The 21,914-nt window shown below is 39.3% G+C and carries 17 protein-coding genes and 1 tRNA gene; 11 read left to right on the plus strand and 7 right to left on the minus strand.

The features are described from left to right. Positions 1 to 540: 540 nt before the first annotated feature. The 9 genes from ESZ39_RS03080 (at position 541) to ESZ39_RS03120 (ending at position 13,152) form a co-directional block, all read left to right on the plus strand. Positions 541 to 1,587 (plus strand): OmpA family protein, encoded by a 1,047-nt coding sequence (locus tag ESZ39_RS03080; RefSeq protein ID WP_146878330.1) that lies wholly within the window; start codon positions 541 to 543, stop codon positions 1,585 to 1,587. Between the two features lie 690 nt (positions 1,588 to 2,277). Continuing rightward, positions 2,278 to 4,623 (plus strand): TonB-dependent receptor, encoded by a 2,346-nt coding sequence (locus ESZ39_RS03085; RefSeq protein ID WP_146878331.1) that lies wholly within the window; start codon positions 2,278 to 2,280, stop codon positions 4,621 to 4,623. Positions 4,624 to 4,634: 11 nt separating this feature from the next. Beyond that, the gene (locus ESZ39_RS03090) at positions 4,635 to 6,809 is read left to right on the plus strand and encodes an FAD-dependent oxidoreductase (RefSeq protein WP_146878332.1); all 2,175 of its coding nucleotides are present in this window, start codon (positions 4,635 to 4,637) and stop codon (positions 6,807 to 6,809) included. A gap of 5 nt (positions 6,810 to 6,814) precedes the next feature. Then, positions 6,815 to 7,654, plus strand: a complete 840-nt coding sequence (locus ESZ39_RS03095; protein ID WP_146878333.1) for a DUF547 domain-containing protein — start codon at positions 6,815 to 6,817, stop codon at positions 7,652 to 7,654. Continuing rightward, entirely contained in the window at positions 7,641 to 9,197 is a 1,557-nt protein-coding gene (locus ESZ39_RS03100) for an ABC transporter substrate-binding protein (RefSeq protein WP_223270214.1), read from the plus strand. The genes ESZ39_RS03095 and ESZ39_RS03100 overlap by 14 nt, the downstream gene beginning before the upstream one ends. Before the next feature lie 3 nt (positions 9,198 to 9,200). Next, a complete protein-coding gene (locus ESZ39_RS03105) occupies positions 9,201 to 11,012 on the plus strand; it encodes an ABC transporter permease (RefSeq protein WP_146878335.1) in 1,812 nt (603 codons plus the stop codon). Continuing rightward, positions 11,009 to 11,671, plus strand: a complete 663-nt coding sequence (locus ESZ39_RS03110; RefSeq protein WP_146878336.1) for an ATP-binding cassette domain-containing protein — start codon at positions 11,009 to 11,011, stop codon at positions 11,669 to 11,671. The genes ESZ39_RS03105 and ESZ39_RS03110 overlap by 4 nt, the downstream gene beginning before the upstream one ends. 11 nt (positions 11,672 to 11,682) lie before the next feature. Further along, a complete protein-coding gene (locus ESZ39_RS03115; protein WP_146878337.1) occupies positions 11,683 to 12,360 on the plus strand; it encodes a CDP-alcohol phosphatidyltransferase family protein in 678 nt (225 codons plus the stop codon). Next, a complete protein-coding gene (locus tag ESZ39_RS03120) occupies positions 12,361 to 13,152 on the plus strand; it encodes a sterol desaturase family protein (RefSeq protein WP_146878338.1) in 792 nt (263 codons plus the stop codon). Between the two features lie 1,133 nt (positions 13,153 to 14,285). Here the strand turns inward: ESZ39_RS03120 and ESZ39_RS03125 are convergent. The 7 genes from ESZ39_RS03125 to rlmE all read right to left on the minus strand — a co-directional run bounded on the left by ESZ39_RS03125 (position 14,286) and on the right by rlmE (position 20,715). Further along, positions 14,286 to 14,370: transfer RNA gene (locus ESZ39_RS03125), tRNA-Leu, on the minus strand. Between the two features lie 13 nt (positions 14,371 to 14,383). After that, the gene (secG, locus tag ESZ39_RS03130) at positions 14,384 to 14,776 is read right to left on the minus strand and encodes a preprotein translocase subunit SecG (protein ID WP_191321693.1); all 393 of its coding nucleotides are present in this window, start codon (positions 14,774 to 14,776) and stop codon (positions 14,384 to 14,386) included. Positions 14,777 to 14,780: 4 nt separating this feature from the next. Beyond that, entirely contained in the window at positions 14,781 to 15,551 is a 771-nt protein-coding gene (tpiA, locus tag ESZ39_RS03135) for a triose-phosphate isomerase (protein WP_146878340.1), read from the minus strand. A 126-nt stretch (positions 15,552 to 15,677) separates the two neighbouring features. Next, positions 15,678 to 17,015: a phosphoglucosamine mutase gene (glmM, locus tag ESZ39_RS17700; protein WP_191321690.1), complete on the minus strand. Its 1,338-nt coding sequence runs from the start codon at positions 17,013 to 17,015 to the stop codon at positions 15,678 to 15,680. 69 nt (positions 17,016 to 17,084) lie between these two features. Further along, positions 17,085 to 17,864, minus strand: coding sequence for a dihydropteroate synthase (folP, locus tag ESZ39_RS17705; RefSeq protein ID WP_191321694.1), 780 nt, complete (start codon positions 17,862 to 17,864; stop codon positions 17,085 to 17,087). A 191-nt stretch (positions 17,865 to 18,055) separates the two neighbouring features. Then, on the minus strand, positions 18,056 to 20,008 hold the full coding sequence (gene ftsH / locus ESZ39_RS03145; RefSeq protein ID WP_223270215.1) for an ATP-dependent zinc metalloprotease FtsH: 1,953 nt from the start codon (positions 20,006 to 20,008) through the stop codon (positions 18,056 to 18,058). Positions 20,009 to 20,085: 77 nt separating this feature from the next. Next, positions 20,086 to 20,715 (minus strand): 23S rRNA (uridine(2552)-2'-O)-methyltransferase RlmE, encoded by a 630-nt coding sequence (gene rlmE / locus ESZ39_RS03150; RefSeq protein ID WP_146878342.1) that lies wholly within the window; start codon positions 20,713 to 20,715, stop codon positions 20,086 to 20,088. Between the two features lie 217 nt (positions 20,716 to 20,932). On the opposite strand from rlmE, the gene yhbY reads away from it, so the two are divergent. Both yhbY and ESZ39_RS03160 read left to right on the plus strand, forming a co-directional pair. Continuing rightward, a complete protein-coding gene (gene yhbY / locus ESZ39_RS03155) occupies positions 20,933 to 21,229 on the plus strand; it encodes a ribosome assembly RNA-binding protein YhbY (protein WP_146878343.1) in 297 nt (98 codons plus the stop codon). Positions 21,230 to 21,469: 240 nt separating this feature from the next. Next, complete coding sequence (locus tag ESZ39_RS03160) at positions 21,470 to 21,814, plus strand: rhodanese-like domain-containing protein (RefSeq protein ID WP_146878344.1); 345 nt, start codon at positions 21,470 to 21,472, stop codon at positions 21,812 to 21,814. Positions 21,815 to 21,914 lie beyond the last annotated feature (100 nt).

Raw genomic sequence — 21,914 nt, forward strand, 5'->3', positions numbered from 1 at the left:
TAAAAAGGGGCAAAACAAGCCGCTCTTTAACTTCAGTTCAACTCAGTTCACTGCTGTCAACTGTAGCCTAATCTAGCTAACAGCCGCCTGTAATACCAATCCCATTAAGTTATTGCTCACTTGTACTAGTTAAAATAGCTCAAGGCTGTGTTGCTCTCAATCCCAATAGCCAGCTATTGCTCAATTGAGCGCCTTACCTTGAGTTATTTTTCCTGCGCACAACAAGATCACAAACTTAATGGAACTGGTATAACATCAAAAGTCAGCCTATTTTTATTGTTAATTATCAGTAACCAATTAACTCTCGCTAGTTCTGAGCTAGTTCTCAGTAGAATTAATTACTTACAACTGAAATATATTAAGATTCTCCATTGATCTTAATCAAAAAAAACGAGGTAATATGTAGCGTTTTATGAAAATAATTGTCAAAATACGCATTAGAAACTTAGCTGAGAAATTAATTTATGACTTTCTTTAATCATCTTCGTTATGCAGAACAGAATTTATTAAGATTATTTAGACCTAAACAAGGAATTACCAATGAAAGCATTTAAAATTTCTCTACTCGCAGCACTTATCAGCTCACCACTAGCTGCTGAAACTATTGATAAAACATGGGAGCTTGGCGTCTTTGGCGACTACATAAAGTCGAGCACTCACAAAGGTACAAGAATGGATTGGGACCAAATTGAGGCCGGTAAATCTATCGGTGTCGATTTGCAAAAAATTATTAATGACTACTGGAATGTGCGTGTTGAAATTGCAAGAACTCGCTATGACGTAAACAACGGCGGTGATAAAGATTACGGCATTCGTGGAGGCGTTGACGCTATTTACAAACTAGAAGATAGCGATTTATATATGTTTGCTGGCGTAAAACGCTTTAGTAACGTGAAAAGCTACAATGCAGTAAATATTGGTGCTGGTTATAACTTTGAGGTTAACGACCGTTTATCTTTTTATACTGAAGCCGCTATTTATAAAGATGTTGATTATGGCTTTATCGATCAAGGTGTAAAGTTAGGCCTTAAATATACCTTTGGCGATGTTAAGCAAGCACCAGTAAGCATCAAACCTACAGTAGTAGCAGTACAACCTGTTGCAGCAAAAGTTTTAGATAGTGACAACGATGGTGTTAGCGATAATATGGATCGCTGTGCTGACACACCTGTGACCGTGAAAGTAGACTCTATGGGTTGTACTTTATATTCAGAACATGCCGTTGAAATTAAGCTTAATATTGCCTTTGCTAATAACAGCTCGATTGTTAAGCCTGCATTAGTCGATGATATTCAACGACTAGCTGATTTCATGAAAGAATATACCAATACATCAGTTGAGATTGAAGGACATAGTTCAATTACAGGTACTGCTGACTATAACTTAATGCTGTCGAAAAAACGTGCAGTGTCAGTAGAGAGCATCCTTGTTAATAAATTTAATATTGACGCTAGTCGACTAACAGCTAAAGGCTACGGTCAAACTCAATTATTATCAGCAGACAATACCATTGCTGCCCATAAGTTAAATCGTCGTGTTGTTGCAAAAATCGCCACAAGCGTAAAAAAAGTGGTCACTAAAGGCTAGTTATTCGCTGATGACTGAGAACAAAGTTATTTTAATCACTTTGTTCTCAAATTAACTACAACATCTAGGACTATAGCCAAGCCCCTTCAATAAACATAATTTTGCTACTTATGATGGTTTGGCTATATATTTATTAAGCTCAAAAGAATATGTTGAAGAAAATGAATAAGTCTACCGTAGACTTTATTAACAAAAATATTCAAAATATTCAAAATATTGCTAAATCATCACTTACCCCATACGTAGACAACAAGAAAAAAGCATATCGTTCCCTGCTGTAACAACAAGCAAGCTCAAGCCAGCTAACAAACCTCATGATTAATCCATTTTTTAAGTCTTTACTGAGTCAAAACCCACTTATACCAAGTTGATTAATTACCTGCTCATTTTTAACGGTTAAAATAAAAAAGTAGATCACTTATTTAATCAAATTGGTATAATATTTTCAAAAGCGCTACTCCCTTCATTAATTCATCAACTTTGCTTCATGGCGCATGTATTTTTAATAAAGCCATAAAAATTTTACAACACTGTTTTGACTAATGACTAGGATTAAAAACCAAGGTAAATTAACAGCCTGAAATTTATTACTTTTAATCTCGGTCTAAACTGACATAGCATTTTAATAAGTTCGTAATCAACCATGATTAATAACAAAAATATTAACAACAAACAATTAGGTACACGCAAATGAAATACAGTTTAATCGCCCTTAGTATGCACTTTATTTTTCACGCTCAAATAGCCAGTGCTGAAGTAGCTAAGGGAACTGATGTTGAAGTTATTGAAGTAGCAGGTCAGCGTATTATCAATCATGGCTTTTCACCCAAAAACACCAAAATCAATGGGCCATTTGGCGATGATGTAGGCTTAGCTGACATTGCACGCTCTATAACGCCTATTACTAGTGCCATGATGGAGCAATTAAATATAACTGACTTACAAGACATTCTGGCGGTAACGCCTAATAGTTACTCAGCCAGTGGTTTTGGTGCACCAAGCTTACCTACTTTACGTGGTCAATTAGGCGAGCTTTTTCAAGATGGCCTGCGCCGCCAAGCCGGTAATAACGGCTTTGGTGTGCCACTTTCTTTTAATTCTGTCGATCAGCTTGACGTAATAAAAGGTCCGCCACCGGTGTTATTTGGTAGTAGCCAACGTAACGGTGGTTTTGTTAATTTACAATCTAAACGCGCATCGACTGAAAAAAGTGCTGCAACAGTGAAACTTAGCGCAGGTCGATGGGATCAATACAGTGCGCAACTTGATATTAGTGCGCCAATTGTTGAGGGTGAGAGTGGTTTTAGAATCAGCGCTGAGCATATTGATAATGGCAGTTTTTATGATTACTCAAGCTTTAAAAGTGACAGCTTTTACGCCGCCTTTCGTTTATTACCTGATAGCCAAAGCACCTGGGATATTAACGTTGAATTATATCAAGTTGAGTTTACCGACAATGCTGGTATTAATAGGCCAACGCAGGCATTAATCGACAGCGGTTTATATATTACCGGCCAAGGTGTACAACCTAACGGTAGCCTTATACCTGGCGCTGGGGCATTAATTTCCCCAACCGGACAAGTACAAATTAGCCGCAGTAGGGTATTAACCGACCCTGACAATGAAAACGAAGCTAAGACTTTTTTATTACACAGCATCTACACCCGTGAGCTAAACAGCCAAACACAGTTAAAAAACAGCACATATTATCAACATTTAACCCGTGATGAAATTGCTCAAAATAGCTTTGTGGAAATCATAGATGCTGCCGATACCGCGCAAAACCGACTTGAGCTAAGTTATGATTGGAACAACCAACAACAAACGATTGTTGCCTTTGATGTCCGTTATAATAAAGTGCGCGGTTATAGCCAATTTACCACTGAAGCTGACGACCCTATTGATTTAACCGGCCCAGTACAAAGCCGCCGCATCCCCCTAACGGCCGAACAACAAGCTAGACTTGTAGAGCTACGCCCCGGTGTGTTTGTCTCACCCGGTGGCCAGTATGATGTCAATAATGACAAGGTTGGCGACTATTTGTTATCAGATACTACCGACTCTACCAGCTGGCAAACCGGTTTTGCCATTCAGCAAGATAGTCAATGGAGCGAGCGTTTGAGAACAAACTTTGGCTACCGTATTGATTTTTATGATGTACAAGCGGGAGATCCCATTGCACCTGCAGGTCAAGACGCGGCAGAAGATAGCATTAATAAAACCTTACATTCAGGCCAAGCTAGCGTTAATTACAAGCTTAATACTGATTTAACTGTTTATGCTGCAACGAGTTATAACGAAGCAACCTCAAATAGTATGGCCGGTGGTAATTCATTAGGCGCTGATAACTTAATTAATGCACAGAACTTTGCCACTGAAAATACCTTAAATGAAGTGGGCATTAAGTATATACCCGACAACAGCGCTTGGTATATCGACGGAGCATTATTTAATCAACGCCGTAGCTTACGTAATCGCGATGGCAGTAACACAGGTATAAAAACCAAAGGGGTCGAACTACAAGTGTTTTATGATGCTGCACCCTATTGGTTTAACATAGGTTACAGTTATCTTGACGCCCGTTATGACAACTCTGCTAGTAGTCAAAGTTCGTCACAAATTGCTGATGCCTTTGATAATTCTCGAGCCGATATTATTCAAGGTACTAGCGTAGGTGCACCAAGCTTCACCGCCTTTCCTCGTTCTACTAGGCGTGTACAAGGTATACCAGAGCAATCGTTAAGTATTAATGGTGGTCTTTATATTACAGAATCTTGGCAAGCAGGCTTTGCCGCCTTATATACCTCAAGTTACCCACTAGATTTTTTAGCAACCGTAAACATACGCGATCAATACACCTTAGGCCTTAACACCAGTTACCGAATTGGCGAGCATACCAAATTACGTTTTGATATCAATAATGTCACCAATCAAAAGAATTGGCGTCCGGTATTTGAAGGTGGATATTTTGGTTCAACCTTGGTTTTTCCTGAATTACCTATTAATGCCAAATTCACCATACAGCACAGTTTTTAAGGACAATTTTTATGTTTAAAAAGGTACTATTATTAGTAATCGCCGTTACACTGGTGGCATTATTTTTTCATTTTGATCTCAATAGATTACTCACTTTAGAGGGATTAAAAAGCTCAATGGTGCAATTTGGCCAGTGGCGCGAACAATCACCATTATTGATTATTGGTGGCTTTTTTACCCTTTACGTTTTAGTTACTGCGCTATCATTACCTGGCGCTGCCATTTTAACCTTGGCCTCAGGCGCTTTATTTGGCTTAACTGAAGGCTTTATTATTGCCTCATTTGCTTCTAGCCTTGGTGCACTCTTAGCCTTCTTGGTATCACGCTACCTACTGCGTGATACCATTAAAGCTAAATTTCCTGAACGCTTAAAAGCCATTGATGCCGGCGTGAAAAAAGAAGGGGCATTTTATTTATTTACCTTACGTTTAGTGCCTGTTTTTCCTTTCTTTTTAGTTAATTTATTAATGGCGGTTACCAGTATTAAAGCCTGGACGTTTTATTGGGTCAGCCAAATAGGCATGTTTTTGGGCACCATGGTTTATGTTAACGCAGGTACGCAATTAGCTGAAATAGACAGCTTGTCAGGTATATTATCACCTAAGCTTATTTTATCTTTTGTCTTACTAGGGCTTTTACCCCTTATGGCTAACGCTATCATTAACAAAATCAAACAACGTCAAGTCTATAAAAAATGGCAAAAACCTAAAAGCTTTGACCGTAACTTAATTGTTATCGGTGCCGGCGCTGGTGGTTTAGTTACCAGCTATATTGCGGCAGCTGTAAAAGCAAAAGTGAGCTTAATTGAAGCCGGTGAAATGGGCGGCGACTGTTTAAACTATGGTTGTGTACCAAGCAAAGCTATGATTAAAAGTGCAAAAATAGTAGCGCAAATAGAACACGGTGAACACTACGGCTTAGATAACTCAACAGCGCAATTTTCTTTTAAGAAAGTGATGGCACGTGTTCATCAAGTCATTGCTGATATTGCCCCACACGATAGTGTTGAACGTTACACAAATCTAGGTGTTGAAGTAATTAAAGGTTACGGGAAATTAACTAATCCGTGGACCGTAGAAGTTAAGCTCAACGATGGCAGCACGCAAACACTAACGGCACGTAGCATTGTTATTGCCACTGGCGCTCGTCCATTTGTACCGCCGCTACCAGGTATTGAAACCAGTGGTTATGTTACCAGCGACACCTTATGGGCAGAGTTTGCCAAGCTCGATAGCGCACCAAAAAAATTAATAGTGCTGGGCGGTGGTCCTATTGGCTGTGAGCTTGCACAGAGTTTCGCTCGCTTAGGCTCGCAAGTCATACAAATTGAAATGGCTGAGCGCATTATGATCAGAGAAGATCTCGATGTTGCTGAATTTGCTCGCCAGTCATTACAAAAAAGTGGCGTTAATATTTTAACTTCACACCAAGCTTTGCGTTGTGAACAACGTGATGGTAGAAAATTCATCATTGTTAAGCACCTTAAGCATGATCAAGGTACAGAGCACGAAGAAATTGCCATTGAATACGATCAGTTATTATGTGCGGTTGGCCGCGCTGCTCGCTTGGAAGGTTACGGCCTTGAAACATTGGGCATAGAAACTAACCGTACTATTCAAACTAATGAGTATTTAGAAACTTTATACCCTAATATTTTTGCTGCCGGCGATATTGTTGGTCCTTATCAATTTACCCATGTTGCGGCACATCAAGGTTGGTATGCTGCGGTTAATGCATTGTTTGGTACCTTTAAAAAGTTTAAAGTCGATTACCGCGTTATTCCATGGACAACATTTATTGATCCAGAAGTGGCACGTGTCGGTATTAATGAACAAGAAGCCATTGAACAAGAAATCGACTATGAAATTACTCGATATGATTTTGCCGAGTTAGACCGCGCAATCACTGACGGTGCAGCGAACGGTTTTATTAAAGTTATTACGCCAAAAGGCAAAGATAAAATACTCGGTGTCACCATTGTTGCTGAGCATGCCGGTGATTTAATTGCCGAATTTGTCTTGGCGATGAAGCATGGCTTAGGACTAAACAAAATTTTAGGCACTATTCATAGTTATCCAACATGGGCTGAAGGCAATAAATATGCAGCAGGCGAATGGAAACGTAATCATGCACCAACAGCGGTTTTAAACTGGTTAGAAAAATTTCACACTTGGAGAAGAGGTTAATACCCATGCCTAGATTAAAAAAAGTCGTCTCAAAAGTAAGTCCTCAATACTGGCAACTAGCGGTATGGCTTTTTTTAACTGCCGCTTATAGCGCTACTAGTGTGGCGCAAGAGGCATTACATCAACCGTGGCAAGCGTTATTAAGCCAACATGTTACGCCGATCAATAATGGCCATTCAAGCCAAGTAGATTATGCCGGTATGAAAAAAGATCAGCTAAAATTAAGTGCCTATTTAACCACCTTGGGTACTATTGATAAGCAAGCATTTGCGCAATGGCCTGCCCATAAACAATTAGCATTTTTAATCAATGCCTACAATGCTTGGACGGTAGCACTTATTTTAACAGTTTATCCTGATCTGGAGTCGATTAAAGACCTGGGTAGCTTCTTTAGTTCACCGTGGAGTAAACAATTTATTCCTTTGTTAGGTGAGACACGCAGCTTAGACAATATTGAGCATGAGTTAATTCGTGGCGATAATAAATATCGCGACCCGCGTATTCACTTTGCGGTAAATTGTGCCAGTATTGGCTGCCCTGCTTTGCGTGAAGAAGCTTACAGTGCTGATAAGTTAGAGCAACAACTGGCTGAACAAACCGTGCGTTTTTTAACCGATAAAAGTCGTAATCGTTTTGCTGAGCAAAGCATGGAACTTTCCGCTATTTTTAAATGGTATGGCGACGACTTTACCTTAGGTTTTCGTGGTAGCAATTCTTTACCCACTTTCATATTGTTATATCACAAAGTCTTAAATTTAACGCCAGCCCAACAAGCAGGTTTACAGTCGGAAGATATGGCGACAAGTTTCTTAAACTATGATTGGGCACTCAATGCCGTTAGGTAAATCGAAGAGTTTTTTCAATGGTAAAAGGGCTCGTTTTCCGACTCTTTTGGCCACTCATTTTTCACATCAAACCGTCATATTATTATCATATCAACAACTCAATGGTTTTATGACACAAGTACCAAAAACCTCAAAAGTTAAGGCAATTGTGCCCGCTATTCTTCTACCTAGGTTAAGGTTTTTAGCTTGGTTTGCCATACTATTTACTACAAGCTCATTAAGTTATGCAAACACGGCCTTTGCAGCAGCCCCTGAAGAATCATCTCGAACAAATACTAAAACAAGCTCAAAAATAGCTAAAGTGGACAGCGCATTAATATCAAACGATTTACCGATAAAAACAAAATGGAGTACGGGAGAAACCTTAGGAAAAAAGCCCGCAGTTTATTTTCATGCTTGGGGTGGCGACCCACAAATTAATAGCTATATTCAATGGCTTGCTAAACGAGTTAAACAAAAATATAACATTCACTTACAGCATGTAAAACTGACCGACACTAGTGAAGCCGTTAGTCGTGTTTTAGCGGAAAAGTCAGCAGATAATCATCAGCAAGGGCAAGTTGATTTAGTCTGGATCAACGGAGAAAATTTTGCATCAATGGCAAAGTATCAGCTCTTAGCGCAAGGTTGGGTCTCACAATTACCTAATTTTTGGCTAACTAACCCTAGTGAAAATGAGGCAATGACCCGTGATTTTGGCTTGCCAACGCAAGGTATGGAAGCGCCTTGGGGACAAGCTTCGCTGACCTTTTATTACACGCCTTCAATTGTTGTTAATAAGTCAAAAATCCCAAAAGATCCAAAAAACGCATACCAAAATAGTATTCGCCATGCGCCAAAAAATATTAACCAATTATTAATTTGGGCTAAGCAAAATCCCGGACGTTTTACTTACCCAAAGCCGCCTGATTTTTTATCCTTAAGTTTTTTAAAATATGCCTTAATCACACTTAATCAACATCAGCCAGCACAGGTAAAGTCAAGCTTATATCAAGCGGTAACGCCGCAAAGCCAAGTAACATTACTACCAGTTTTATGGGCCTTCTTAGATAAACTACATCCACATTTATGGCATCAAGGGCGATATTTTGTTGCCAGTGGCACTGCATTACAAAGACTTGTTGGTGACGGCGAGATAAACTTAGGCTTTACCTTCTCAGCTGCGCAAGTACCGGCAGCGGTTGAGCGCTATAACTTACCCAAAAATACCCGCAGCTTCGTCATGCAAGATGGTAGCTTAAGTAATATTCATTTTATCGCTATTCCCTATAATGCAGCCAATAGTGATGCCGCAAAAGTGGTAGCCAATTTTATGCTCAGTGTTGAGGCACAAGCTAAAAAACAACAAGCTAAAATCTGGGGCGATAGTACTGTTCTCGATGTGACGCAATTAAGTCAGCAAGAGCAATTATTGTTTAGTACTGAACAGCAGCACCCAAGCGCATTACCTGTTAGCAGTAAAATCACCGCATTAAGTGAGCCCCATCCCAGTTGGTCAAGGTTATTAACCGATGAATGGTTAAGACGTTATGGAGCGCAATAACCAATGAGCCATAACCTGACCAGTAATTTCTTAAATACCCCCCCTTTAAAGAATGGCACCAAACGGCTCGACACACTTTTTAGTGCCGTGGTAAAATTCAGTCCTAAGTTATTAGTAGCGATATTAATTTTACCTGTGCTGGGCGGTTTATTAGGTGTGTTTTTACCCGCATTTGGTTGGTTACCAGCTTTAGACAGAACTCAATTTGGCTTACAAGGCTTTCAACAACTAATACAAACACCCGGCATAGCTCAGATGATCGGTTTGAGTTTTTTCAGCAGTATTATCAGTGGTCTATTGGCTTTTATTATGACAATTTTACTGTTAGCCAATTATTTTGATAGCCCGTGGTTAGCCCGTATTCAAGGTTTTTTAGGGCCTATTTTAGTGATACCCCATGCCGCGGCTGCGATAGCTATTGCCTTTTTGATCACACCTTCAGGTATGATTGCGCGCCTACTGTCTCCGTGGTTAACCGGTTGGCAGAGCCCAACAGATTGGTTACTGCCCCATGACCCTTACGGTATTAGCATTATTATGGGTTTAACGCTAAAAGAGCTGCCTTTTTTATTATTAATGACTTTGAGCGCTATTGCCCAACCCGATCTTAATCTCAAGTTACGGGCGCAATATCGTGTTGCGCTTAGCTTAGGCTATTATCCGATAACTGCGTTCTTCAAGGCCGTGCTACCTAACATTTATCCGTTCATGCGTTTACCCATGTTAGCCATACTCGCCTACGCCAGTGCCAGTGTAGAGATGCCATTAATATTGGGGCCAAATACACCACCAACATTAGCTGTGGCCATTATGAACTGGTTTCATGATGTCGATTTAAGCTTGCGAATAAAAGCATCCGCTGGAGCGATATTACAGTTGTTCATTACACTTTCGGTGCTATTAACGTGGTGGCTATTAGAAAAAACAACCCAAGCGATAATCAGTAAAAGCTTAAGCAACGGTCAGCGCACATACGGTGATACTTTCTGGACTAAAATCATCAATATCTTTACCCTGTTGTTAAGCTGTTTTATTACCTTGGCCTTGCTTGGTATGGTGTTTTGGTCATTTGCCGGCTACTGGCAGTTTCCGTTAGCACTGCCTGGACAATGGGTAATAACGCATTGGCAATCGGCTTTACTACAAATACAAACACCGATAATAAACTCACTTTCTATTGGTTTGGTCGCGACTAGCATTGCACTCATTTTAACCTTGCTGACCTTAGAGTTTGAAAAACAGAACGGGGCGCAGCTCTCACGCTTTAGTAGTGTGATTATTTACTTGCCGTTGATGATCCCCAGCATTGCTTTTTTATTTGGCTTAGTCTGGCTCCAAGAAGCGGTTCATAGCAAAGCAACCTTTATAAATGTTGCCTTAACGCATTTACTGTTTGTTTTACCTTATGTATTTTTATCTTTAGCCACCAGTTATCGCCTGCTTGACCCGCGTTATGCACAAGTGGCAGCAGGCTTAGGTGCATCGCCGATTAAAATATTTTTACAGGTGAGTTTACCGCAGTTATTAATGCCTATAATGATGGCGAGCGCATTAGGACTTGCCATTAGTTTTAGCCAGTATTTACCAACATTATTAGTCAGTGGTGGTCGGCTTAATACCGTGACCACCGAGGCGGTAAGCTTAGCCAACGGTGCTAGTCGCCGCACAAGTGCGGTTTATGCGCTAATACAAATGCTATTACCCGCCATCGCTTTTTCACTAATTTGGCTGATGTCAATGCGAAAAAAAAGACAAAAGGCTCAAGCAAAACGCAATAACAAAACAGCAAGTTATATCACTAAGGTTAACCGATGAGCCATTCTTTTGAGATAAATAGTTTACAGATAGAAAACTTAACCATAATGCGCCAACAAACACCGTTACTATCACTTAACGAAACGATAAAAGGTGGTGAAGTGCTGACCATAATGGGGCCTTCAGGCAGTGGTAAATCAACCTTATTAAGTTGGCTAACCGGTATGTTACCCAAAGGATTTAAAGCCGATGGTCAGCTTTACCTCAATGGCGCTAATATTACCAAAGTCGCCAGTTATCAGCGTAATATCGGATTATTGTTTCAAGACGCGTTGTTATTTTCGCATTTATCTGTTGCTGGTAATATTGCTTTTGCAATGCCTAAAAGCGATAACAAAGCACGCGCGATAAAAATTAGTCAGGCATTAGCTGACGTTGGTTTAGCCGGCTTAGAAAATCGTCAACCTGAAAGTTTATCTGGCGGACAGCAAGCACGTGTGGCGTTGTTACGGGTATTATTGAGTCAACCTAAAGCCATATTATTGGATGAGCCATTTAGTAAATTAGATAGTCAGTTACGCCAAGAGACACGACAGTTAGTATTTGAACAAATTAGACAACACCAATTACCTGTTATTATGGTGACACATGATGAGTCAGACGCCATAGCGGCTAATGGCAAAGTGTTTCACCTGAAAACACCACAACAAGACATTTAAGAAACAGACTTATGCTAGATAAATATATTACGCCTTTAATAGAACCCTTGTTACAGCCTGTGGTCAGTTTATTAGATAAACGCCAAGTAACCGCAGATCAACTAACCGTAGCCGGTTTTATAGTGGGTTTGTTAGCCGTGCCCTTTTTGGCCTTAAACTTATGGAATTTAGCTTTAGCAGCCATTGTACTAAACCGGCTGTTTGATGGTTTAGATGGCGCACTGGCAAGACAACAAAATAACAGTACCAGCGCTGGAGGTTTTTTAGATATTTGCCTCGACTTTTTATTCTATGCCGCAATACCATTAGGCTTCGCATTAGCTACCCCTGAACAAAATGCTTTAGCCGCCGCGGTATTGTTAGCGGTGTTTATTGGTACTGGAGCGAGTTTTTTAGCCTTCGCTATTCCGGCAGAAAAACTCAACTTGGATAAACCACAATTTGCTTACAAAAGTTTTTATTATTTAAATGGTTTAACCGAAGGCACCGAGACCATTCTTATCTTTGTCGCCTTTTGTTTATGGCCACAATATTTTGCTGAACTTGCCTATGGCTTTGCTTTATTAGCGGCAATAACAATTGTTACACGGATTTATGGTGGCTATCATACCTTGAAAGAACACGCCTTAACAAAGCAAACTAAGACGGTGAACCATAATGATAAATATACGTTAACCGAGGGGGAATAAATGTCAGATACCAGTTTACGATTAAGTATTTTCTTTGCCATTTTACTCACTATGTTAGTGCTAGAAAGCTACTTTCCTGCGCGTAAAAGCAGACTCACTAAACGTGTTCGTTGGTTCGGTAACTTTTCTCTATTAATTTTATCGTCAGTCGTTGCTCGGCTATTAGTGCCTATTGGCGTTACCGGTATTGCTTTGTATAGCTCAGCACAAGGTATTGGCCTATTCAATATCATTAACTTGCCAAATTGGCTGAGTATTGCTTTGAGTTTATTATTATTAGATTTAATGATTTATTGGCAACATCGACTTTTTCATTTGGTGCCGATACTATGGCGTGTTCATAAAGTTCATCATGCCGACAGTCATATCGATGCCAGTACGGGTTTGCGCTTTCATCCCATTGAAATAGTGTTAAGTATATTACTTAAAGGCTTGGCAGTTATTTTACTTGGTGTACCTGCCCTTGCGGTGATTATTTTTGAAATAGCACTCAATGGTTTTTCGCTATTCAACCATGCTAATATTCGATTGCCACGTTGGTTAGAGATGCCATTACGAACCATACTTATTACGCAAGAATTACATCGTATTCATCATAGCCAAGTAGTAGAAGAAACCAATAGCAATTACGGTTTTAGTGTTAGTTGGTGGGATAGAATATTTGCTAGTTATAAGTCGCATGCGCAAAAAAGTGATGAAAATTTAGCTATAGGCCTTAAAACTTTCCCCGCCAATAAAAAAAATGCAAACTTGTTTACCTTATTAAAAATACCTTTTAATCAACCTAAATGAGCTCGATAATGAGCTTATACCAGTTCTATTAAGTTTGTGATCTTGTTGTGCGCAGGAAAAATAACTCAAGGTAAGGCGCTCGATTGAGCAATAGCTGGCTATTGGGATTGAGAGCAACACAGCCTTGAGCTATTTTAACTAGTACAAGTGAGCAATAACTTCATGGGATTGGTATTAGATGTCTTACTTAATATTAACTATTTTAGTGCCTGATAAAAATAAAACACCTACTTCTATTTCGCTAATATTTAAAGGCAGAGCATCGAGGTTTTACTTATCCCTGTTTAACTTACTTTATTAAACCATACAGCTTATTTGCGATATGTGTTTGTAAGCCATCGTAGTCTAAAACATAGTAATCTGAAACATAGTAGTCTAAAACATAACTAGCACTTTCATTAGCTTTTTTCTAAAGTGAGTCCCTCCTACAGTACGAGTAGCACTGCCATATGCCATTGGATCACTCTGATTTTTTATAAAAACTGCTCAGCCATTTTTTACTACATGGCCCGATAACCCCTATAGACATGAACTGGACACAGATAAAACACCAAAAAAATTTTAGCATGGCGCTAAACCCAGTCTATTTTATTTTCACCTACCTTTTTAGAACTACATGGGTAAGTTAATAATTACGACAAGTCTATGAAAGAATCACCTTACTTTTCATAAGGTACGTACTTATTAATTCCTTAACACCATCAAATAGGTTGAAAAATAAAAATAAAGATAGCTTATAGCTATTTAAAGGCAAAAAATCTATAAAACCCCTAAGTACTCACCAAAAAAAATAAGCCGTACCATCAGCCTTTCAGCTAACAATTAAGTCGTACTAATTTGATTAATTAAGCGCTCTACTTTTTCATGAGGAAAAATGAAGAAATACAAGACATAAAATTTGGTCAGTAATTATTCTCCTTATTAATTTTATAACGCCATAGTTTTTTATTTTAACCATTAAAAATAAGCAGGTAATTAATCAACTTGGTATTAGCCACGAAACACTGAACAACTGTCTTTTTAATATCATACTGAATAATCCGGTTACTGCTTTAAATAGACAAAGATAGTCATTAAGTTGATATAACAAAAATAAAAAAGGCCTACATTGCTGTAAGCCTTTTTTATATGTGTGGTGCAGATAGAGAGACTCGAACTCTCATGCCCTAAGGCACTACCCCCTCAAGGTAGCGCGTCTACCAATTCCGCCATATCTGCAAATATTTTAAAACTATTTTGGTACGTCGCTAGTCTTTTTTACAGCAACATCACTTTCAGGTACATCAGCATTTTCAACTTTAGGCTCAACACTTTCTGTAGGTATAGCATCTGTTGCTGGAGCAGTTTGTCCAGCAGGAGCGTTAATGTTATCCCACTCGTCAGTTGCATTAACGCGGTTAGCTGTTAAGTTACCTAGTACTAAGCTGATAGCAAAAAATGCTATCGCTAAGTAAGTTGTCGCTTTAGTTAAGAAGTTACCAGAACCGCTTGAACCAAAAATAGTGGCTGAAGAACCAGCGCCAAATGATGCGCCCATATCTGCGCCTTTACCTTGTTGCATTAGCACTAAGCCAATTAAACATAACGCAACGATCAAATACACTACAATTAACACTTGATACAACATTTTATTTTCCCTTTGCTGCCAAACAAATTATTTTAAATTCTTCGGCTTTTAAACTAGCACCGCCGATTAATCCACCATCGATATCAGCTTGTGCAAATAATTCTTCACAGTTTGTCGCATTGACACTGCCACCATACAACAATGGCACTTTAACTGCGACGTTTTCATCGATTTTTGCGATAAATTCGCGTATAAATTGATGGGTTGTTTGTGCCATCTCTGGCGATGCTGTTTTTCCAGTACCTATTGCCCAAACTGGCTCGTACGCAATAACAACATCTATAAATTTTTCAATACCAATCTCATCAATAACCGGCTGTAATTGCCTCGCTAAAACGATTTCAGTTTGCTCAGCTACACGTTCTTCTTCACTTTCACCTATACATAAAATAGGTTTAAGGCCAGCAGCTAATGCTGCTTGAACTTTCTCTGCAACTAATGAACTTGATTCTTTATAAATACTACGACGTTCAGAATGCCCAACAATAACATAATTAACACCAACTTCTTGTAACATTGACGTTGATATTTCGCCGGTAAATGCACCTTTAGCATGTTCATTTAAGTTTTGTGCGCCTAAACTAAACGTAGTTGCTAAGTTTGCATTCAAGCTTGCCAAACTAAATGCCGCTAAGTATGGAAAGCTAGGACAAACAACAACTTCAACATTCTCATTTAACGTCACATTACTTAATTCTAAAGCCATTGAGTTGACTAATGCCAAACTGCCATTCATTTTCCAGTTTGCCGCAACTATTGCACGTCTATTCATTTTTCATTCCTAAATCAAAGCGGCGAGATATTAACTAACCTGCCGGCAAGATACAAGCAATTCAAGCAATATCATGTTTAATTGCTCATTATTCACTCGACCATTAAAATCAACTGACATTATTGACTAAAAAGCTTGTTTTACAGCGTTGGCAATCTCATGTGCTAAGTCAGTAACTTCATGATGTTCAGGCCCTTCAACCATCACACGAATCAAGGGTTCAGTACCTGATTTTCTTAATAATACGCGACCACGACCGGTGAGTATTTCATTAACTTTATTAACTGCTGCAACAACATCATGATTAATTAAAGGGTCGGTGTTACCTGAAAATCTGACGTTGACTAAAATTTGTGGTAATTTTTTCATACCTTGGCGTAATTCAAATAATGTTTTACCGGTGTTACAGACCGCAGTTAATACATTCAATGCCGCAATAATGCCATCACCCGTTGAGGTATGATTTAAGTTAATCACATGTCCCGAGTTCTCTGCGCCTAATTTCCAGCCTTTGAGCTTAAGCATTTCCATAACATAGCGATCACCGACCTTACTGCGGGCAAATGGTACATCCAAATCAGCAAGCGCAAGTTCTAAGCCCATATTACTCATCAATGTGCCAACAACACCACCATCAATATTGCCATTTTTTAAGTCGTTACAAGCGATAACATAAACACTTTCATCGCCATCTAGCACATAACCGGTGTGATCAACCATCATTAGGCGATCACCATCACCATCCAATGCGATGCCTAGATCAGCTTGATGATCAATAACCGCGGCACTGATGGCTGCCATCGATGTTGCCCCACATTCATGATTAATGTTAGTGCCATTAGGTGAGGTACCTATTTCAATCACTTCAGCGCCTAACTCTCGAAAAACACTGGGGGCAATATGGTATGTCGCACCATGCGCGCAGTCGACAACGATTTTCATACCTTTTAATGAATATTGACTTGGAAAGTTACTTTTACAGAATTCGATATAACGACCTGCAGCATCAGCAATACGCGTAACTTTGCCTAAATGCGCTGATTCAACACAGCCCATGTCTTGATCTAATTCGTCTTCAATAGCTAATTCAACCGCATCGGGTAGCTTTTCCCCGTTTTGACAAAAAAACTTAATACCATTATCGTAAAATGGATTATGTGAAGCACTAATTACAATGCCAGCTTCAGCACGAAAAGTTTTAGTTAAATAAGCAATACCTGGCGTTGGCATTGGCCCTAATAGACCTACATCAATACCTGCGGCAGAAAGGCCCGCTTCTAATGCCGACTCCAACATGTAGCCTGAAATACGAGTATCCTTACCAATTAAGACTTTTTTAGTACCTTGTGCCGCTAAAACACGGCCTGCGGCGTAACCCAATTTCATCACAAATTCTGGGGTAATTGGGTATTGACCGACTAAGCCACGAATTCCATCAGTACCAAAATATCTTCTTTCTGACATTACTTTCTCCCTTGTACTAATCACGTTAGCACTAACTTTTTTTAATATATCACTGTTTAACGTAACTGCTTAATGGTGCTCAGTTACCGCTTTTAGTACTTTTAATGCGTCCACAGTTGCTTGAACATCGTGCACGCGAATAATATCAGCGCCTTGCTGAACCGCCAGGATTGCAGCACTTAAGCTGCCTGCAAGACGTTGCTCAACCTTGCGATTTAATAAATCACCAATCATAGACTTACGCGATAAACCGGCAAGTAAAGGTAAACCTAATTGGCTAAATTTTGATAAATTTGCCAATAAGTATAAATTTTGCTCTAGGGTTTTACCAAAACCAAAACCTGGATCTACTATTAACCGTTCTCGTGTGATACCAGCATTAATACAAACATCAATGCGTTGTTGAAAAAACACCATAATGTCATTAATAACGTTGTCGTAGCTTGGGCTATTTTGCATGGTGCTAGGTAGGCCTTGCATATGCATTAAACAAAGCGGAATGTTACTGTTGGCAACCGCGGCTAAACAGCCCTCATTTTGTAATGCTCGCACGTCATTAATCATGTCTGCACCCGCATCTATCGCAGCGCTCATCACTGAAGCTTTACTAGTATCAATAGAAACTACAATCTTAAATCGTTGTTTAATCGCTTTTAATACCGGAATAACCCGGGCGAGTTCATCCTCTTCACTAACAGCTTCAGCGCCAGGTCGCGTTGACTCGCCGCCAATATCAATAATGCTCGCGCCATCAGTAATCATCCGCTCCGCTTGCTCAAGCGCATAATCGAATTGCGTATACTTGCCGCCATCTGAAAAAGAATCCGGCGTAACATTAAGAATACCCATGACCTGTGGTGTTGATAAATCTACTAATGCGTTTGAATAATTAAGATGATTTAACACCGTATTCTCTTTATTAATTTTTAGTTAAAAAATAGTAATTCGACTAACTAATCAAATTTCACATAATACAAAGCCCCAATAATTAATAAATCAAATGATTTAAACTATTGGGGCTCTTAACATTGTTTTGCTAATTATTTAGCAGGAACATCTGAAGCATCATCTGGGCTTTTAGGCTTATTTGATGGTTTTTTACTTCTATCTTTTTCCATTGATATTTTGCTAGAACCAGCGCTATTATCTGATTTATCATCAGAGTCCTTAGCTTCAAAGTCAGCTGGTGGGCGAACTTTAGTACGATTCATTAAATCATCAACCTGCAATGCATCAATGGTTTCATATTCCATTAAAGCATCTTTCATCGCATGTAAAATATCTTCATTTTCTTTCAAGATAGTTGCCGCACGATCATAGTTACGATTAATAAAGTCTTTAATTTCATCATCGATAGCACGTGCAGTTTCATCCGACATGTTCAATGACTTAGACGATGATCTACCTAAGAATACTTCACCTTCTTCTTCAGCAAATAGCATAGGACCCATTTTTTGAGAAAAGCCCCACTGCGTAACCATTTTACGGGCAAGTTGTGTTGCACGTTCAATATCATTTGAAGCACCCGTTGATACGTTATCAAAACCGTAAATAAGTTCTTCGGCAATACGACCACCATATAAAGATGAAATATTACTTTCTAAATGCTGCTTACTGTGACTAAAACGGTCTTGTTCAGGTAAGTACATAGTGACACCTAACGCACGACCACGCGGCATAATACTGACTTTATAGACTGGGTCATGATCAGGTACTAAACGACCTACAATAGCGTGTCCTGCTTCGTGGTATGCCGTCATTTCCTTCTCTGACTCACTCATCACCATAGAGCGACGCTCAGAGCCCATCAAAATTTTATCTTTTGCTTTCTCAAACTCAGCCATGCCAACAACACGGCGTTCTGAACGCGCAGCAAATAAAGCGGCTTCATTAACTAAGTTAGCTAAATCTGCACCTGAAAAGCCAGGGGTACCACGAGCAATAACTGATGCTTTAACATCGTCACCTAATGGCACTTTACGCATATGCACTTTAAGGATTTGTTCACGACCACGAATATCGGGTAAGCCAACAGTAACCTGACGGTCAAAACGGCCAGGACGTAACAACGCTGGATCTAATACGTCAGGACGGTTAGTGGCGGCAATAACAATGACGCCTTCATTACCTTCAAAGCCATCCATTTCAACCAACATTTGGTTTAGTGTTTGCTCACGTTCATCATTACCGCCACCCATGCCTGCGCCACGTTGGCGACCTACAGCATCAATTTCATCGATAAAGATAATACAAGGCGCTGACTTTTTCGCTTGTTCGAACATGTCACGTACACGAGAGGCACCAACACCGACAAACATTTCAACAAAATCTGAACCAGAAATGGTGAAGAAAGGTACTTTCGCTTCACCCGCAATAGCTTTCGCTAGCAAGGTTTTACCTGTACCCGGCTGTCCAACCAATAAAACACCCGATGGAATACGCCCACCTAGTTTCTGAAAGCGTGATGGCTCTTTTAGGTAATCTACTAGTTCAGAAACTTCTTCTTTTGCTTCGTCACAACCGGCAACATCAGCAAAGGTAGTTTTAACTTGGTCTTCGCCTAACAAACGCGCTTTCGATTTACCGAAACTCATCGCGCCCTTACCGCCACCACCTTGCATTTGACGCATGAAGAAAATCCAGACACCAATTAGCAATATCATGGGAAACCAAGAAACGAAAATAGTGGTTAAAAAACTAGTTTCTTCCGGTAGTTCACCCGAGGCATCAACACCTTGTTTGACTAAATCGTTGATTAAATCACGATCATAGCCACCAGGAATAACAGTAACGAAATTTTCACCGCTACGTTTAATACCATTAATAACGCCGTTTCTATCGACGCTAACTTCTCTAACTTGCCCTTTGCGTACGTCTTGGACAAATTGTGTGTAATCCACTTGTTGTTCTTTGCCGCTTCCAGGGGTAAAGCTTTGGAAAACAGACATCAATACAACCGCAATAACTAACCATAAAATAAGATTTTTTGCCATATCGCTCAACTTAATGACCTCTTGCTAATGTTCAAAATGGTGCGATGAAATAATTCCACCCAATATACTATAATTTACTACAATTTAAAGCCCGTCGCCACAAGATAAACTTCACGTGAACGGGCACGTGATGATTCAGGCTTGCGAGTTCTGACGGTTTTAAATGCGGCTCGAGCATCTTTAATAAATTGCTCAAAACCCTCTCCTTGAAACACTTTCACTACAAAAGCGCCATCTTTCTTTAAAACTTGATTACACATATCAAGTGCTAATTCCACTAAATACATGCTTCGGGCCGCGTCTGCAGTATCATTACCGGTAAAGTTTGCTGCCATATCAGACATAACAACGTCGATATTCTTACCATTAATGCGAGTTAATAAAGCATTCAGTACGGCTTCTTCGCGAAAGTCACCTTGCAGAAAATCAACACCGGCAATAGGGGCCATCGCTAAAATATCACATGCAACAACTTGCCCATTATCACCAACCACCTTCGTGGCGTATTCAGACCAACCGCCAGGGGCCGCACCTAAATCGACCACCTTCATACCAGGCTTGATCAATTTATCTTTATTATTTATCTCTTCAATTTTAAAAATAGCACGTGAGCGCAAGCCCAGTCTTTGTGCTTTTTTTACATATTCATCATCAAAGTGCTCTTTTAGCCATCGGGCACTACTGACACTGACTTTATTCTTACTCATTCAATCCACTTATATATTTTTGCTGTTTAACGCTTACTTGTATTTTGGAGTACTAGTTTATTTTATTTGCCACTAAAATAACGACATAACTATATTAACCAAAAATAAACCATAAAAATACGGTAAAAAGCTGACAGTTTGTAAACAAAATTAGTATTACAAACTAGATGGAGGTAAAATAGCAAAAATTCAAGCTAACTTGTAACGAAAATTGTTAATGAACTTAAATAAAAAACAAATTCAGTATTTAAAAGGTCTGGCACATAGCCTTAAACCCGTTGTATTACTAGGTAATAACGGCCTTACCGAAGCGGTAGTTGCAGAAATCGACTACGCATTAAGCCACCATGAATTAATTAAGATTAAAATCCCTACGGAAGACCGTGAAACGAAAGCACTTATTGTTGAAGCCATTTGTCGTGAAACAAATTCAACTAAAGTACAAGTGATCGGAAAAACCTTAGTTATCTTTCGCCAATCAGAAGAAAAGAAAATTCGTATACCAAAAATGTAATTAATTTACATACTTTGGTCATATAAAAAAGGGCTTCGGCCCTTTTTTTATATTTAGTACAAATGTACTCGTGATAATGTCTTGACCATTATATTTTATTAAAGCCAAACTTATCACTAAATTCCTAATCGGCTCCTACTTAAACTGATAGCAAAATCAAACATTAGAAAAAACTAATATACAAAGGTTTGTGCTTGGCATAGAATGTAGTCGTCACATAAATTTATAAAAGGTTTTGAAATGATTTTATCGGTAGCTGAATTAGTTGCACAAGCTAAAAATTCTGTTGATTGTGTTAGCGCCGCACAAGCATTTACCCACAAAAATGCCACATTTATTGATGTTCGAGAGCCGGCAGAGACTGCTGCCTCGCCTGTAACAAATTCAATAACCATTCCACGTGGTCTATTAGAAATGAACATTGCTGAATATTGTACTGACGCGGGTATGGAGATTTACCTCCATTGCGCTTCTGGAGGTCGCGCCACATTGGCTGCAGAGCAATTGCAACGCATTGGCTATAATAATGTTAAAGCAATCAGTTGTGATCACAACAAGGTTTGTCTGGCACAAAAAAACCAGTAACATATAATGAATTAACGTCACTGGTTTTAATCACATTAAACCCACTTATCTAACTTAAATTCAAATCATAAGTGGGTTTATTTTAAATTTAACATAGCTT

The organism is Colwellia sp. C1TZA3 (assembly GCF_007954265.1).
Taxonomy (GTDB): domain Bacteria; phylum Pseudomonadota; class Gammaproteobacteria; order Enterobacterales; family Alteromonadaceae; genus Cognaticolwellia.